The organism is Nostoc sp. 'Peltigera membranacea cyanobiont' 210A (assembly GCF_002246015.1).
Taxonomy (GTDB): Bacteria; Cyanobacteriota; Cyanobacteriia; order Cyanobacteriales; family Nostocaceae; genus Nostoc.
In genome coordinates, this window is sequence record NZ_NOLJ01000015.1 from 1 (window position 1) to 15,961 (window position 15,961).

Genomic DNA, 15,961 nt, shown 5'->3' on the forward strand with positions numbered 1-15,961 from the left:
TCTGAATGGCAAGGCTTACACTTGCATCTGACCGAGAGTTCAGCCTTTTGATGACAGTAATCTGCTGTCAGGCTGGCTTAGTTATGTACGGACTGATTACCGTGATTCACTAGGCAACGAATCGCACGTATCTCCCAAATCAATTAATTCGGCCAGTTTTTGCAAAGTTGTTGTATCAGAACTGCGCTCTAAAGCAGTCCGTGTGGTAAATATCCATCGCTCAATGTCCTGACTCAAAAAAGGCAAGTCCGGCGATAAGTTAAGGGAACCTGAAACAACGCAAGTAATCGGCTGAGGAGACTGACCCCGAACCTCACGCGCTGCCAACAGTTCGCGATCGCGAATTGCAAAGGTTCCCCCCTCAGCCCGAATTGTCCCTGCTCCTACCAGGACTAGATCGGCAAGGGAGACTTGATACTCCACGTGTGCATAATCGACTACATTAGGTTCACGGGGCGCTTTCGGATCTACGGCACTAATTTTTCCATCGGCCGTCATCGCAAGAACCAAAGTTGTTTGGATAGCTGACATGATTATGTTGTAACGATTCTTTATAATTTTACCTTTTTGAAGCCCCTCAATACTTTCAAGTAAATAGTTGTTGCATTGTGCTTTAAATCACTTTGCTAAATATGGCTTAAGGTGGTAAAAAACTGTTGTTGAAAAAGAGGCAGGGGAGCAGGGAGCAAGGGGGATAGAAAAGAATTGGGATTCGACCCAATCAATTCGAGAACCACTTGTAAGAAGTGGGGGACGTAAGAACATGTTCCGCTCCGCAAACTAGGCAGGAGTCAGGTGTCATTCCCCCCCCGCTCCCTGCCCCCTGCCCCCTGCCTCTTCGTTGAATGATTCTCTCTACACAAGAGTTTTTTACGCCTAAGAAAGTATCATGCCTAAACACATATCTGCAATCGTCGTATTTGTCTTAATTTTAATTTTGGGATTTGCATCTCCAGTTCAAGCTGCAACTCCCCGTTCAACTTGGGTGGTGAATGAAATTTACCAATATAATCATCCCTTTGCTTCTCAATTGCCTCAAGAACTGGCAACGAAAATGCAAAAGATGACAGCTAAAGATAGCTTTTTCACCTTTTATCGGGGGACGGCTCACATTTTTTATCGTGATATGCAGACCTTACCAAGTTCACGATTTGTAAACTCTTCAACCTCAGCCGTCTGGTTAGAAGGAGATATGCATCTGGAAAATCTTGGAGCGATAAGAGATAGCAAAGACAACAACGTTTTTGACACCACCGACTTTGATGAAGGCTATCTTGGCCCTTACGTTTGGGACTTGCGACGGATGGCAGTCTCCATTCTGTTGGTAGCTAAAAACAATGGTCTTAACTCAACTGATACTAAGGATGTTGTGCGAAATTTCTTGGATGCTTACTTCAATAAGATGAATGACTTTAAGGGAAGCAATGATGAACTGTCATACCGTTTAGAATCCAGCAATACGAACGGTGTGGTCAAAGATTTAATTCAAAAGGCATCACAGAATAGCCGTTCTAAGTTTTTAAAAAAGTATACAGTGCTAAATAACAGTAACAATCGCCTCTTCAAGACAGCCTCAGAACTCCAGCCTGTATCCAGCAGCACCTATTCTGACATTGCTGGGGCTATGAGCAGCTATATCGCCTCAATTCCTATCAGTAAGCGCTACAACGACAGTTACTATACTCTCAAAGACATTCGGCTTAAATTAGGTTCAGGTGTTGGTAGTCTTGGGAAGTATCGATATTACTTGCTGATTGAGGGGCCAAGTTCAGCAACCGACGACGATCGCATTTTAGAGATGAAGCAGGAAGGCAGTAGCGCAGTTGCGATCGCAGATCCAGGTTTGCTGCCGAGTTCAGTCTACGGGAACCAAGACGGGGCAAGGGTGACAATCACTATGAAAGCGATGTTATCCAATCTCGATCCCTTGGTTGGCTATACTACTGTCAGTAGCATCCCCTTTATGGTGCGTGAAAAATCACCCTACCAAGTGGACTTTGACTATAAGTTGTTAACCAGTAAGTCAAAATTCATGGATGCGATGGGGTACGCAGGGAAGGTGGTTGCAAAAAATCATGCAATCTCCGATCGAGACTATGATGCTGCGATTATTCCTGTCAGTGTTGATAAAGAAGTGACTGATATTGTAAGTGGTAATAAAGTTGTATTCAAAGACGAAATTTTTAACTTTGCAGTGGACTATGCAACTCAAGTCGAATATGATTACACAAGTTTTGTAGATGCTTATAAACAAGGGGTGAAACTCTACTAGAATATTGATTCAGTATTCAGAGATTGTTTTAATCTACAGCAACATCAAATAATTGCTCTAAGAGGGTGTTTGAAAAGTCTAAATTATTACTAGCCTTGGCGACTAGAAGTCACGGCTACACAGACAAAACCCACCTACGTGGGTTAAAGAGTTTGATTTTGTGTTAGTCCGCGCAGGTGGTCACTGAGCCTGTCGTTCGCGCAGCGTCTCGTAGAGAAGTGCGGACTTTGCTTGTGTAGTCGCGATTTCCAATCGCCCAAAACTTTTCAAACATCCTCTAATGAATTCACCTGATATGTACATCTTAACCTAGTCTAGGTTTCGGTTTTTTTCGTACTTATGCTTTTTTTAATTCGGGATTTGGGCCTTGTTAAATATCAACCCAAATCCCTACACGGAAGCACTTTGGACTTATCTCCACACCCTGCTTGACATTTTGGCGTCGCTTTAAGTTGTCACCAATATACAGAGCATAGGAACAAGGAAAGCTTACAGCCAAGCGCGATCGTATTGAACAGGCCAGAGTTTATCGTGTCCAAGTTGTTTGGCCGCCAGATGTGGCCAGTAAGGATTGCGGAGTAGTTCGCGTCCTAACAGGACTATATCAGCGACTTCTGTACGAATAATCTCGTCAGCTTGTTCAGGGGATGTAATTAAACCCACGGCTCCTGTATGAATATTAGCTTCGCGGCGGATGCGTTCGGCAAACTGAGTCTGATAACCAGGTTTAATTGGGATATGAACGCCCGGTATGATACCGCCTGATGAATTGTCGATGAGATCAACTCCTAAAGACTTGAGTTTGTCACTTAAAGCGATACTTTGCTCAATGTCCCAGCCATCATTATCTACCCAATCGGTGGCGGAGATGCGTACCCAGAGCGGATGTGTGTGAGGCCAAACCTCTCGGACTGCTTGAACTATTTCTCTGAGCAGACGAGTCCGGTTTTCAAAGCTGCCACCATAATCATCTTGACGGTGGTTAGAAAGGGGTGAGAGAAATTGGTGCAGTAGATAACCGTGGGCAGCATGGATTTCCACTACCTTGAAACCAGCTTGTAAAGAACGTTTGGCAGCTTGGGCAAAAGCATCAATAATTTCTTGAATTCCCTCAAGACTGAGGGCTTCTGGAACTGGGCTATCTTGGCTAAAAGCGATCGCACTACTTGAAACTAAGGGACGCCAACCTTCCTGAGATTCATCTAATGCTTTCCCTCCTTTACTCGGTTTGGCAGTGCTGGCTTTTCTACCTGCATGAGCTAGTTGAATACCTGCAACAGCTCCAAAGTTATGAATTAATGCCACAGTCTTGGCTAAAGTTTCAATATGTGAATCTGACCAAATTCCCAAATCTTGCGGGCTAATGCGTCCACGCGGCTCCACAGCTGCCGCTTCTGTGAACACTATACCTGCACCGCCAACTGCGCGAGAAGCTAGATGAATAACGTGCCAATCATTAGCATATCCATTTGTACTGGAATATTGACACATCGGTGAAACGGCGATGCGGTTGCGAAAAACAACTTCACGAATCTTGAATGGTTCAAATAGATGTGCCATTAATCTTGATTCCTTCTCTTACTACGTAAAATAAATTGGGGAGGGATTTGCAGCATGAATTCGATTTCGCATTATTTTGCATTAATTAAATAGAGAAGTCAAAATTCAGAACGCAATCAGTGGGGAATTTAGATCCACCACTTGATAATTTCCCACCAAATTTTGAATTTGGTGGGAGACTTAAACCCTTACTCTCAGAGCCGAATTTACCGCCGTAGGTGTAGCAGTAGTTCTTGCGTAGGGCAGTATTCCTCCAGCCGACGCTCTCTACGAGACACTGCGCGTAGCTTGCTTCTCTGTAAAAGTATGCGGACTCGCTATCCTGCCTTACGCAAGAACTACCTCTTTTGTTAAATATTTGTTGAATGACTAGAGTCATCATAGAGATTTGGATAAATAGGCTGATCGTCAGGCTTTTGAGACTGCAATTCCCAGATATCGCGTTTTCCTAGTTCTTGATCCACTAATAACTGTAGATGATCTGGTAATTTAGTCGTTTGCCAAATTGACCAAATCTCTTCACCAAATAATTCTTTTTCAATTTTTCCAGAAAACATGATTTGACCTCCATGAATGTTCAGCTTTAAGTTTAGTAACTCCTCATTTAGGAAAGACGAAGTAACAAAATTGTCATTCTTCATTCTTTCGCTATCTTTAAAATACAGGTACTATTCGCCCTTAATACTGCTTGTTAATAAAATCTCTAACTTGTGCATTGTTAAGTAACTTTTCATTACGGATATTGTCGATAGTATCGCCTCCTGTGAGGGCAATAATCCGTTGAAAAAGGCGATTGGATGAGCGCGATCGTTACCAATTTGTCTACTCAAAATTAAATGCAAATGCAGGGTCAGAAATCAGCAAAATTGCCTGACTAGTAGCTTACAGAATAGATTTCTTGCATAAATCAAATGTCCTCACCCTCAATCTCTCTCCCAAGCTGGGGAAATTACGTATCAAGCGCATATAATCATGAGCTTCTTATAGCGCGACGATTAGGACGCCCTTCATCATCTAGCAACCATTACCAGAAGGTGCTGTTGCTCCAGTGGTACCGCAGTAGCCTTTATCTACGAGTATCCTTCTTACTCCTTGAGCAGCAGCATTCCAAGTTGCCCAAGTTGCTGATGGGCCACTGCTTATGACTAGAACATCAGTCTCTAAATTCAGTGGCGAAGTCGAACTATTACCTGACTCAGATTGATATGTACTCACGATTACATCTCCTAAAAAGTTTACTTGGCACTAATTTTTGAGTTTCTTGGCTAACCCACCTAATTTTCTAGCAAAATACGGTAAGTATATCGATTTACAGTATTATATAATTATGAGATTTACATAGATTGTGCTAAAAAACAAGAGGCTATTAAAATTTATTGATTAGGACTTACGCAAAAACCCTCTCAAACTCTCATTCCTCCGTGACCTTTGCGCCCTTTGTGGTTCGTTTTCCGTTACCTGTGCGTAAGTCCTATTGATATTACTCTTGAATAAAATGCAGCCTGTGGCGAAAACTTTCTCAAAAAAGTAAAGGACAAGAACTATACTTGTCCTCAATGGTTAAAATAATATATTCTGCATCGGATAAGGTTTAAGGGTTATTGGTGTAGATAATTGGTCTTTTCAGACGCGATAAATCGCGTCTCTACATCCGGGTTTTGGGTTTATCTGAACTCTATTGACTGACAGTTTTCTGCAAAAAAGAATTGATCAACGAGATTCTCTACAATCTAGTTGCTCAATTAAAACTTAACGAAATAAGTATTTGTTGGTAATGTTTTGGCAGTTCCTACGTTTGTAGCCAAGTCATTTATTTTATTATCTGTTTTGATTACTGCAAACTTATCAGTAAATAGCAATACTTCACCATTTCCCGGTGTTACCCAAGCGTGGCGAGTCATTAGGTTTTTGGAAACAACTAAAAGAGATGCATCTCCACGGTAAGCCGAGATGGGTTTACCCATGAAGGTTTGATTATCCCTATTGGCGATCGCATAAGCAGCAGAGGAACCCACAAAAATTTTACTGCCATCTGAGTAAATAGTTTTAGGGAAATTGCTAGCGCCGTCTCCCATCCCCGCAGTTGTAGGCCTTCTTGGAATACTTAGCTGTCCACGCTCGACAGTAAAATTAGTCAGATTAACAGTTCCTATATAAACCTTTGTTTCGTCACGGGTTTGTGCAGCATTGGTATAGGTGTCTGTGGTGATCAAAGTCTTTGTTAATAAGTCTTTGCCATTCCACCTGTAGATTGAGTTACCCCCATAAACTGAACCAAGGACATAAAGCTTGTCTTCAAAAATATGTAATCGGTTAAGTCTTGTGTCTGCCATGTCGTGAGCAAGAGCGGCAGAACTGTAGCCCCAAAGCTTGCCTTGGTTATTTCCTCCTAAATTTGCCAAAGCAAATATTTTTGCTCCGTCGAAAACCATCCGGTAAAGAAAAGCTATCTGGACGGGAATACCTAACCTCTTTTGTTGCTGGTAGCCACTAGTGTAGAGATAGCCGTTTTTATACTCAAAATCCATTACCTCAGTTACGCCATAACTCTGTTTGGCTTTAAAGTTGAGGTTTTTGTCATAAATTGATAAAGTATTTGCAGACTGGTAAATAATCCAATTTTGCAAAAATTTTACCCGTGTCTTTGAATTAGCTGTATTGCTAACTATTTTTTGCCTAGTTCCGTCAGTTTTTATTTTTACTAGTCCTGTTGGAACGGCTAAGACATAAGTTTTGCCGTCAATTGCTACAATATCACGAGCATCGTAATTAGAGTTTGGGATTAGTTTTTTCGTCCCATTACTTTCTACTTCCCATACACCTTCAGTATTGATGACCGCAACTTTGCTGCCGTTAGTGCAAGCTGCTCTTGGCGAAGAAATATTAAGATATGTAGCTAAAGCGGGGGTAGAGTAATCAAACATTGTACAGTTCCGATAAAGTGGACTGAAAAATATTGGCGCTTAATTAAGAAAAAGATTTTGGGAGTTTTTGCGCGTTTTTAAGCTAAACTCGTCTTCAAAAGTGCAAAAAATATCGGCTACGGTAAACTCAAACTCAAAGGTTGAGTAATCCGCAAAATATGCATATCTGCAAACATCGGTAAAATTAGAATTGAGTTGTTTGTGGTTATGTCGTAGCGATAACCTGTTAATTGGGGGAAAGTAACTTCAATTAATTTGCCTCTGAGCCTGCTTTCTAATTCGACAAATACTTCACCGAGACTTTCTGCCCCAGCTCACCCATCTGCTTTAACATCCCCTCAATCTTTTGCATAGCTAGAGATGAAGGCTTGGCATATCCTTTCTCCCAACGGTTTACCGTCGAATAAGTTATACCTAAAGATGCTGCAAACTGTTCTTGGGTAAGACTAGTTATGCTACGAAATTCACGGATGAGCTTTCCAACTTCCGGTTGCTTGATTAGCAAAGGTTTCTTAATGGTCATTTAGCTAAGAACGCACCTGTTAATCTGGCGAGTGATATGTATTTCGCTACATCCTATTGGGACTAATGCTGAATTGATAGGCGAAAATATACTAGAATTTTTATACTTTCTTGATTTGCTAACCAAGTAATTACACGTCCGTAGATACGGTATTTCCTAATGAGACTCCCAAGGAATCAATTACGCAACGAAATAAGCATCCTGTTGTCAAGAAGCAGTTAAAATCAATATCTGTTGAAGAAGAAGTCAGAAGTCAAAAGTCAGGAGTCAGGAGTCAGAATCAGGCTATTACCATTGTGAAAAAGGGTATTTTACTAAATTGCTGTTGAAGTATCTGGAGTCATCAGAAACTTCTTGTCCAATCCATTTTGGTAATTCAATTTGCTGATTTTCATCAGTGAGTTCAACTTCTGCTAATATCAGTCCTTTATTAACACCATCAAACTCATCTATTTCCCAAATCAAACCACCAGACTCTATTTTATATCTGGTTTTTTCTATAAAGGGACGTTGACATAATGTCTCAAGTATTTCTTGAGCATCTTTAACAGGAATAGGATATTCAAACTCTAATCTCGAATATTTAATATTGGGGCCTTTAATGGTCAAATAACTTTTTTCACCTACTATACGTATACGTACAGTTGCTTTGTCTTCTGTAGCAATGTATCCTTGACGATATACACTACCTTCAGCTAATCCTCTCCAGCTATCTCCTCTCACTAAATATTTACGCTCTATTTCTTTCGCCATGTTATTTACCAAATTATTTGCTTTTTTATATCACAAATAATATAGCAATCCTAAATCTCTTCACAAAAATGTGTGTGCAATTATTACAAATCACAGTGAAGTTGTTGAAGTATTGATATTGATTAATTGATAATTAGCGATCGCTTCTACTGTAGTACGATAATTTACATCCTAATGACGATTTGATGCTATCTGCACCAAGCGATTGCAACTAGCAGTAAATTCGTCATTTGTATCCCATTTATTTCAAGGTGCAGTGAATTGAAAAGACTGTTAATCCTCCATACCTATGTTCAATCACTAGCACTGAATTCAAACATTTGTTATATATAAGAACTCACCAAATTTTCTTGTTTAATTTGTTCTTTTGCTAAAGCCAATGCTTGATGAGCATTTTTAAACTTTGTTTCATCTGTAAATTTATGCTCAAAATTCTTTAAATAAGCTTCCAGATACCGAATACGTAAGTGGGGATCGGCCGGATTCTGAAGAAAAGGGAGGTCAGCTTCAACCATAAACCGGATAGCTAACAAGGGGATGGGGCTACGAAGTGGACGAAAATTTGGGTTGTGCAGACCAGGACAGTCATTACGTTTATGAAATTCTCCTATCATCAGTCCTGACTCAACAAACAAAGGTTTAAGTTTTTGTTGGACACTATCTACTACTTTAGAAGCGTCTTCTATATGGATATCAGGAAAAATAAGTAAAAAAGCTTTATTAATTGCTAATTCCTGCTCTTTAACATCTATTTGCAGAAATATATCTCGATAGCGTCCAACAATCTCTTCTAATTGTTCTGGATACAAATCTTTTGTGTGAATAACTGCTAGACGAATACTATTTGATTTGAGGGAGTAAGGTACAAAAGGGCAAACTGCGCCGGGTCTACCTAAGTTAGGATGAGACCTTCCTAAAAAATTTTTCACCCATTCCATAATTTCAATTAAGGCAGAAAGGTCTTCGTGTTGCTGGAGTTGTTCAATTTCACGAGTTGTATAGAGTTGCATAGGCTTGAGTGAAATGGAATAATTGTTTAATTCTGAATCCCAAATTAGTTTTACCTGCATGTGTATTGTAAAACTCATTATTTAAGTAAATAAAACAAGCCCTTTGTTGTTGATTTTTGGGTAATCTGTGGCTTGCAGAAGATAACAAGGATCTCCCATTTGGTTTTGTGAACTTAAAGTAATTTACGTCAATACATACACAAATAGATTTCGCATCAAATAACTTCTTTTCATTTGTTTTGAAATTAGTTTGTAATATGTTAGCTTCAGAACTAATATTTGAATTTTGAAATACGTGTAGGACGTACTACACTTTGCTAATACACTCTACAATTAATTGACAGAGTTTTTCAAAAAGAATTTACGATTTCTAGATGATACGTATGTATCATCATTATTGGGCATCTACTCCTCGTTTTTTACACTCTTAAGCTTCTGTTATTTTTATGAATACATTATAAATTTTATGTGTAAATAGTTATTTTTACTGTGAAAATTTGGTGTAGATTTAACAGCAACTTTAGGGCTACTATCAAGGTAATAGACTTGTAGTAAATAAAAATTTTACACAGAATTGGTATAAGGCCAATTGTATAAGCTGTATATTAATCACAGCATATTTATTTGGTCTAAAAATAAAAATCAAAAGGGGAGGCAGAATAAGCGGCGACTTCTACCGTTAATATCTCTATTCTTAAGTAAGCTACTCACAAAATTAAATATTTTAGGACTTACAGTACTATACCAATTAACCATAATATGCATTGAGTCAAATTTATATTTCCGGTGCTGATTGCAACCCCAATTTTGTGGCATATTTACTGTTCTGGGTGTTATATCATGTCCGCTTGATTGCTTATTAAACCCGAAGAACCCCACCCCGCCAAAGCTACGCTTTGTCTCCCCTCCCCGCAGGCGGGGAGGGGTTGGGGGTGGGGTGTAATGACTGTGGTTAGCATACACTAATTATGCGGACATGATATTAGACATGGCTCCAAAGCCCAAAATTAGTATAGTCAATATGTATGATACGTAAGTCCTATATTTGTTTAATTGGAAGTCTCTTATTTCTCAACAAATTCTTTCACCACTGCCATAGCTTCAGGAGGAATCTGCGTAATTAGACGAAATGGAAATGCGGCAGTTGAAGCAAACTGAGCATAGTCTGGTGTCAGGAAGATAGCATAGTTTTTAGCTTCTGGAGTCATCTGGAAAGCAAAGGCCAAGGTTAGAGCTTTAACGTACTTGCGAATATCTGCTGCTTTTTCACCGACAACTTCACCGCCACTAATCGGTGTATTTGGTTGTCCGCTCTGATCTAATGTGGTGCTGGGGTCTTTTACACTGAGATGAGTACCCCCAATTATACCAACTAGCCATTTTGGGGATGGGATTTTTTCAAATCCGACAATTTGTTCAGTTAAAGCTGGGGTGGTTTTATCGGCGGAACCTGCTAACACTATGGTAGGAACTTGTATCTTAGTTAACCCAGTTTCGCCAAAAATCAGAGAAGTTGTGGGATTGAGAGCGATCGCTTGTTTGATTCTGGGATCTCGTAGTTGATAGCTATTTTCTGGTAGTTCTTGAGCGATGCACTGCATATTTTCTCCCAAACTCAAGATAGTCAAGTTCTTTTTACAGCGTTGTTTGAGATGTTCTAGTTGTAACTCTGCCCCAGCAAGTGCTAAAGCTGTACCACCACCAAAAGAATAGCCAACAACCATCGCGTTCGTGGTTGCAAGTTTCCCTTGCAAGGGATGATTAGCCGTTTGGTTGAGCTTTGCTAATTCGTCGAGGACAAAACTAATATCTTGAGGACGATACAAAAACTCTTGAGGCTTCATGACTCTGATTTTGCCTTGTAATGCTAAGTTAGCATTTGCCTGATTACTACCGGGATGTTCTAAAGCTGCTACGACATAACCGTGGGATGCTAAATGTTCTGCTAGGTAACGCAAGTCCGTGCGGACTGACCCGAAGCCGTGAGAAAATACAATTACGGGTTTGTCGGGAGTTGCAGCAGTTGACCAGTAAATATCAACTGGGATTTTGCGATCGCGCTTTTGATCGTTCAGACTTAAGTTGAGTATTTTTACTTGGGCGCTTCCTGGTTGGCTAGGATCAAAAGGGAAAGAAATCTGCGGTGTTCTCGGATGTGCTGTTATAGGATCGAGTTGGGGAGCGATCGCTAGCATGAATTGCTGGGTACGCCAAAAAGCTGTATTTAAATTTCCTGCAACAACGAAAGCCTTTGGCAAATCAATTTCTAAGCGTTTACTGGGATAAGCAGCAATAAAACTCAGTATAGAAAGGCCTTGCGGTGCAGTAGAACCTAACACCAATCCTGCTCTCAGTGCTTGTACCCCAGCTTTGTCCTTTCGGGCTAAAGCTGTAGCAAAGTCATTGAGAATAGTTGTACCAATCTGAGTATTAATTAACCTATCAAGTGTGACAACATTCATAGGTATATTCATGCCCAGCGCCCCCAAGAAGAAGCGGCGTTGTTCTTCAGACAAAGACTGTAAACTCCCAGGCAGTTTTCCTGTTTTTACAGCTTTTTGCAACTCAGTAACAGAGATGGATTCTGTAAATAAACCCAAACGCACAACAACTGTGTCAGCTGCAATGGCCGAAGTATTTGCCCCGAACTGTGTAAGTGCGATGGCGCTAAATAAACCCGCAACTATCTTAAGACTTCTCCAACTTTTTCCCATAAACTTTTATACCAACTGTTACTTACGGGAATATAACGGATATTTGTGTATTTGACTACCCCAATAATTGTCTAGAAATAAAAGTAAATTTTTTCTTAACTTGATGGCAATGTCTACGACGGTTACTGACTTGTGCTGAGTGCAGTCGTTGGCGCAGCCTCTCGCAGAGAAGTAGCTTTGTCGTACCACTTGCCTACGGCACGCTCCACGAACGTGGAAGCAAGTTACGCGCAGCGCCTGTCTGCGACACGCTGCGCGAACGTAGAGAAGTGCGGGCTACACCTATGCTCTAATCTCCTCAAAGCATCTTGCCGCTGCAAATAGAGGCATATTACAAGCATAACAAAAGTAACGAATTGTAGAATTCATCACAGCTAAAAATTTGAGCATAAATCAGTGTTAACAGCCACAAAAGCTCGATTGTTTCTCAGCTAGGTTTAATACTGTAACGGAGCTACTAGAACAGGGAAAGCGACCGCATCTACAATCTGCAATTTTATTTGACAGGAAAATTTAACTGACTGCTTAATGTTTTGTCTTTGCTCTTTAAAACGTTTTGCAGAGGTGTTGCAGATGAATAGTCTGATTGCTGTAGCTGCACGATCGTTACTCATCAAATTCTACCAGCCGCATCAACAATTTTTCTTGGCTTTATGCGTCGCAGACTCCCATATATTTTAATTTTTCTGCTCTCTTTGAGTATTATTACACTGTGGTGGCCTGTGAATGATTCTGATTGTAATTTCGAGGCTTTTATCGCATCAAAAACTACAAAATTCCAAGTACATGCTACTAAGGTTAGTGTTCAGCCGTGGCGTGGTCGTCATCATGTATATGGAATTTTTATGATTCCTGATGAATACAAACAAGCTCCATTTTTTGTGTTAACAGTCCAAGGTGCTGGTAGTTACTGTTCAAAACAATTTGGTCATAAACAAAACTTTGATGATATCTTTGCTGAACCAGGAACTTATCTGGTCAAGAAGGCTATTAGGACTCGAAAAACTCTACGGCTTATTCTCCAAGGTTTATATTCTCAGGTTAATGATAAAAATAATTGGACGTTGACTTTCCCGGAACCAAAAGCTAGTCAAGATAATTCATAATTCATCAGTTAGCTTGGTGGTTGAGTTTCCAAAACCTAGTCTTTCTCTAACAAGGCACTAGTCGCATTAACTACAATTTGTGCTGCTCCTGTGAAGAACGATCGCTCGATAGTTGCTGGCACATCGCTAGATTTATGATAGTGCGGAGTACGTAAATTTGCGGTATCTGTCACCAGCACAGCACCCACACCCTGATACCAAAACGGCGCATGGTCGCTGCGTAGGGTATCTGGTGTCAGTAAACCTTTAAAAGGAATTGGTAGTGTTAGAACTGCTGGCATTGATTCCTGTTTATTCAGGGCGGTTGAGGGGATATTTTGTGAGCTTTGAAAGGCATTCAGCAAAGACAAATGTTCTGTATCACCGACTACTGCTAAAAAGTCGCCCTTGTCGCTAGGTGGCGTAACAGGCAATCCAGCAGGGTATTTCTGACAGCCAGGAGTGTAACAAGCGTAACCTACCATATCCATAACGATCGCTCCGCCTAAATTTCGCAAGCGTGCTGTCTTGCTCACAAAAGCCTGACTACCCAAAAGTCCTGCTTCCTCTTGGTCAAAAAAAGCTAGCTGTAACGCTCGTGGCGTAGGACGAGAACCGAGCAATCGGGCTACTTCCAGCACTACGGCTACACCACTGGCATTATCATCAGCACCAGGGGAAGAGGCAACAGTATCGTAATGCGCTGCTACAAGAATTGCTTTCGCGGCTTTATTCGTTCCTGGACGTTCGGCAAAAATATTCACACCGTCAGAGAACTTTTCTAATTTAGGTTTCCAGCCGAATTTTTTCAGTTCCGTTGTAATATAAGTGCGAGTTAGCGATCGCTCTTTTGTGGTGTAGCGCTGAAAATTCAACTTTTGGATATGGTTTAACAGCTTGTCAGTAGACACTTGGGGGGTAATGTCAACTTCCCTTAATGGCTGTAGTTCAGGTGTTTTTACTGGAATCCGCTTAACAATTGTCGGTGAGGGACGCTGTTCAAAAAACGTGCTACCTCTGCTACCCAACACGGCAACTGTCATTAGCACTAACAGCATCAGCCAAATCCATTTTCTCATCTGATTTATCCTTGGCTTCCTGACTTAGGGTAGCGCAAATCAACCTTGGGAAGGACAAGAGGATCAATTCATGAGTTCCCTACGATCGCTCTTTATGAAAATAAACCCGTTACTAAGTAATGCTAAACTTGGTAACGGGTTTGCTAAACCTGGTAATAGGTTATTTTTAAGCTAATAAAGCTAAGGCTTCCTTGATTTTTTCTTTAATTGCATCGCCATCAGCTTTAATTAATAATTTGGCAGAACAGATACTGAAGAACTAAATATTTTATCCTTCAGCAAGTTTATAGATTTCTGCTTCTAATGCTGTTTCTGCTTTTTTTAATAAACTTTCTAGCACTCCTAATAGAGGTTTTCCTAGCTCTGTTGTAGGATTTAACGCTGTAGTATTTAACCCTCCCACCACTGCAACTAAACTCTCATCGTCCAGTTCTTCTATTAATGTTGGAGTTTGTAAATCTGTAATTTTAATATTAGCCATGAGTTTGTCTTGAGGTATGACATTTACCATAAGTATATTAGCATCAGGATTTTATTCTTTCTTGATAGTAATTAATTATCCTACTTTTCCCACCTTTCCTACCTTTTTGTTTGTGTTCTGCCCGTCACCTCCCCTTTCAACTTCATTTTGGTAAGACAGTTGATTATGGCTTAAGAGTTGGCATTCAAAATGGTAAACCTCAGTTTTACATTCACTCGAATTTAATAAAACCTATATCTGATAATAGTTTCAACTTTCGTAGAGAATTTTTCATCTCCCTTTTTATTTGAAATTTATAGTTCTAATGAACTACTAAGTGGTGATATCTACGACGTGCTGCGCCGACGCTATTTTGGAAAGGCTGAAATACCAATTCTGTCGTCAGTAATTTAAAAAGTCAGATCGAAATAAGCGAACGGACAGTGATTATTGTAGAGACGGCGATTCATCGCGTCTCTTGCTTGCGTTAACCTAACATTTGTCTCTTAACAAGAGCATGGCCAGATTGCACATCAAACCAGTGAATATCTTCAGGAGGCAATGCTAGTGTAATATCCTCGTTACTCCAATTTTGGTCTGTTGGCAACAAAGCACGTACCGTAATCGCTCCGGTTTGTGAACCCTCAACCCTGACACTGACCAAATAGTGCATACCCAAATTTTCCACTAAAAACACTCGCCCTTGAATAGTTTGGGTATCACCCGGTTGAGCAATGCGGACATTTTCTGGTCGGATTCCCAGAACAATCTGCGGTGGTACAGTTGGTATATCTGGGAGATGAACCTGAAAGTTACCCAGCAGCGCATATTGTCCCTTACAAGGTAAAGTCAGCAAATTCATTTGCGGACTACCAACAAATCCAGCCACAAATAGATTAGCTGGATGGTTATAGATGCGGTCAGGCGCGTCAAGTTGCTGGACATAGCCATCGTTAAGCAATGCAACTTTCGTAGAGAGTGTCATCGCTTCAGTTTGGTCGTGGGTGACGTAGACAACTGGCACTTTTTGGGCGGCAAAAATTTGCTTGATATCGGCTCGGACTCTTTCCCGCAGTAGTGCATCCAGGTTACTTAAAGGTTCATCCAGCAGGTAGACATCGGCATTACGCACCAAAGCACGACCGACAGCAACCCGTTGCCGTTGACCTCCAGACATTTGGCCAGGCTTGCGGTTCATTAACTCTGCTAATCCTAAAACTTCTGCCACTTCTGCCACTCGCTGTTTAATTTCTGTCGGTGGGACTTTTTTCAGCTTGAGTCCAGAAGCGAGGTTTTCGTACACCGTCATGTGGGGATAGAGTGCATAACTTTGGAATACCATTGCAATATTGCGATCGCTTGCTCGTTTATAGGTGACATCTACATCCCCGATTTCGATCTGACCGCGAGTTGGTTCTTCAAGACCCGCAATCATCCGTAGGACGGTGGATTTGCCACAGCCAGAAGGGCCAAGTAAAGTGAGAAACTCATGGTTATCTACAGTTAAGCTAACGTCTTTGACAGGGACGACTTTAGGACTGTAGGTTTTATTCAAGTTTTTGAGTTCGAGTTTAGCCATTT

At 40.7% G+C, this 15,961-nt stretch carries 14 protein-coding genes; 2 read left to right on the forward strand and 12 right to left on the reverse strand.

Features of this window, described 5'->3' with window-relative positions; genetic code table 11:
• Positions 1-96 precede the first annotated feature (96 nt).
• The gene (locus CDG76_RS33015; RefSeq protein WP_223265493.1) at positions 97-531 is read right to left on the reverse strand and encodes a RibD family protein; all 435 of its coding nucleotides are present in this window, start codon (positions 529-531) and stop codon (positions 97-99) included.
• Positions 532-889: 358 nt separating this feature from the next.
• Here CDG76_RS33015 and CDG76_RS33020 point away from each other — a divergent pair, with 358 nt between their 5' ends.
• Entirely contained in the window at positions 890-2,272 is a 1,383-nt protein-coding gene (locus CDG76_RS33020; RefSeq protein ID WP_094353062.1) for a DUF2252 domain-containing protein, read from the forward strand.
• A 489-nt stretch (positions 2,273-2,761) separates the two neighbouring features.
• Here CDG76_RS33020 and namA read toward each other — a convergent pair whose 3' ends face one another.
• From namA to CDG76_RS33060, 8 genes are all read right to left on the reverse strand, one after another.
• Positions 2,762-3,832 carry an NADPH dehydrogenase NamA gene (namA, locus tag CDG76_RS33025; RefSeq protein WP_094353063.1) on the reverse strand — a complete coding sequence of 357 codons (1,071 nt, stop codon included), beginning with the start codon at positions 3,830-3,832 and terminating at the stop codon, positions 2,762-2,764.
• Positions 3,833-4,182: 350 nt separating this feature from the next.
• Positions 4,183-4,389 (reverse strand): hypothetical protein, encoded by a 207-nt coding sequence (locus CDG76_RS33030; RefSeq protein ID WP_094353064.1) that lies wholly within the window; start codon positions 4,387-4,389, stop codon positions 4,183-4,185.
• Positions 4,390-4,846: 457 nt separating this feature from the next.
• Positions 4,847-5,047 (reverse strand): hypothetical protein, encoded by a 201-nt coding sequence (locus tag CDG76_RS33035; RefSeq protein ID WP_317616151.1) that lies wholly within the window; start codon positions 5,045-5,047, stop codon positions 4,847-4,849.
• A gap of 527 nt (positions 5,048-5,574) precedes the next feature.
• Positions 5,575-6,756 (reverse strand): DUF5050 domain-containing protein, encoded by a 1,182-nt coding sequence (locus CDG76_RS33040; protein WP_094353065.1) that lies wholly within the window; start codon positions 6,754-6,756, stop codon positions 5,575-5,577.
• Positions 6,757-7,030: 274 nt separating this feature from the next.
• Positions 7,031-7,279: a helix-turn-helix domain-containing protein gene (locus CDG76_RS33045; protein WP_094353066.1), complete on the reverse strand. Its 249-nt coding sequence runs from the start codon at positions 7,277-7,279 to the stop codon at positions 7,031-7,033.
• A gap of 288 nt (positions 7,280-7,567) precedes the next feature.
• Positions 7,568-8,032 (reverse strand): CYTH domain-containing protein, encoded by a 465-nt coding sequence (locus tag CDG76_RS33050; protein ID WP_094353067.1) that lies wholly within the window; start codon positions 8,030-8,032, stop codon positions 7,568-7,570.
• 323 nt (positions 8,033-8,355) lie between these two features.
• Positions 8,356-9,042, reverse strand: coding sequence for a DUF6875 domain-containing protein (locus CDG76_RS33055; RefSeq protein ID WP_094353161.1), 687 nt, complete (start codon positions 9,040-9,042; stop codon positions 8,356-8,358).
• Between the two features lie 1,064 nt (positions 9,043-10,106).
• Positions 10,107-11,756: an alpha/beta hydrolase gene (locus CDG76_RS33060; protein WP_094353068.1), complete on the reverse strand. Its 1,650-nt coding sequence runs from the start codon at positions 11,754-11,756 to the stop codon at positions 10,107-10,109.
• A 653-nt stretch (positions 11,757-12,409) separates the two neighbouring features.
• On the opposite strand from CDG76_RS33060, the gene CDG76_RS33065 reads away from it, so the two are divergent.
• Complete coding sequence (locus tag CDG76_RS33065) at positions 12,410-12,862, forward strand: hypothetical protein (protein WP_094353069.1); 453 nt, start codon at positions 12,410-12,412, stop codon at positions 12,860-12,862.
• A 35-nt stretch (positions 12,863-12,897) separates the two neighbouring features.
• On the opposite strand, the gene CDG76_RS33070 is transcribed toward CDG76_RS33065, so the two are convergent.
• From CDG76_RS33070 to CDG76_RS33080, 3 genes are all read right to left on the reverse strand, one after another.
• Positions 12,898-13,920, reverse strand: a complete 1,023-nt coding sequence (locus CDG76_RS33070; protein ID WP_094353070.1) for a M28 family peptidase — start codon at positions 13,918-13,920, stop codon at positions 12,898-12,900.
• A gap of 268 nt (positions 13,921-14,188) precedes the next feature.
• Positions 14,189-14,401, reverse strand: coding sequence for a hypothetical protein (locus CDG76_RS33075; RefSeq protein ID WP_143854212.1), 213 nt, complete (start codon positions 14,399-14,401; stop codon positions 14,189-14,191).
• A gap of 466 nt (positions 14,402-14,867) precedes the next feature.
• The gene (locus CDG76_RS33080; RefSeq protein WP_094353072.1) at positions 14,868-15,959 is read right to left on the reverse strand and encodes an ABC transporter ATP-binding protein; all 1,092 of its coding nucleotides are present in this window, start codon (positions 15,957-15,959) and stop codon (positions 14,868-14,870) included.
• Between the last annotated feature and the right edge of the window lie 2 nt (positions 15,960-15,961).

What these genes read in the sequence shown, in the direction of transcription:
- CDG76_RS33015 (WP_223265493.1), bottom strand. Translation starts at nt 531, where the DNA reads ATGTCAGCTATCCAAACAACTTTGGTTCTTGCGATGACGGCCGATGGA.
- CDG76_RS33020 (WP_094353062.1), top strand. Translation starts at nt 890, where the DNA reads ATGCCTAAACACATATCTGCAATCGTCGTATTTGTCTTAATTTTAATT.
- namA (WP_094353063.1), bottom strand. Translation starts at nt 3,832, where the DNA reads ATGGCACATCTATTTGAACCATTCAAGATTCGTGAAGTTGTTTTTCGC.
- CDG76_RS33030 (WP_094353064.1), bottom strand. Translation starts at nt 4,389, where the DNA reads ATGTTTTCTGGAAAAATTGAAAAAGAATTATTTGGTGAAGAGATTTGG.
- CDG76_RS33040 (WP_094353065.1), bottom strand. Translation starts at nt 6,756, where the DNA reads ATGTTTGATTACTCTACCCCCGCTTTAGCTACATATCTTAATATTTCT.
- CDG76_RS33045 (WP_094353066.1), bottom strand. Translation starts at nt 7,279, where the DNA reads ATGACCATTAAGAAACCTTTGCTAATCAAGCAACCGGAAGTTGGAAAG.
- CDG76_RS33050 (WP_094353067.1), bottom strand. Translation starts at nt 8,032, where the DNA reads ATGGCGAAAGAAATAGAGCGTAAATATTTAGTGAGAGGAGATAGCTGG.
- CDG76_RS33055 (WP_094353161.1), bottom strand. Translation starts at nt 9,042, where the DNA reads ATGCAACTCTATACAACTCGTGAAATTGAACAACTCCAGCAACACGAA.
- CDG76_RS33060 (WP_094353068.1), bottom strand. Translation starts at nt 11,756, where the DNA reads ATGGGAAAAAGTTGGAGAAGTCTTAAGATAGTTGCGGGTTTATTTAGC.
- CDG76_RS33065 (WP_094353069.1), top strand. Translation starts at nt 12,410, where the DNA reads ATGCGTCGCAGACTCCCATATATTTTAATTTTTCTGCTCTCTTTGAGT.
- CDG76_RS33070 (WP_094353070.1), bottom strand. Translation starts at nt 13,920, where the DNA reads ATGAGAAAATGGATTTGGCTGATGCTGTTAGTGCTAATGACAGTTGCC.
- CDG76_RS33075 (WP_143854212.1), bottom strand. Translation starts at nt 14,401, where the DNA reads ATGGCTAATATTAAAATTACAGATTTACAAACTCCAACATTAATAGAA.
- CDG76_RS33080 (WP_094353072.1), bottom strand. Translation starts at nt 15,959, where the DNA reads ATGGCTAAACTCGAACTCAAAAACTTGAATAAAACCTACAGTCCTAAA.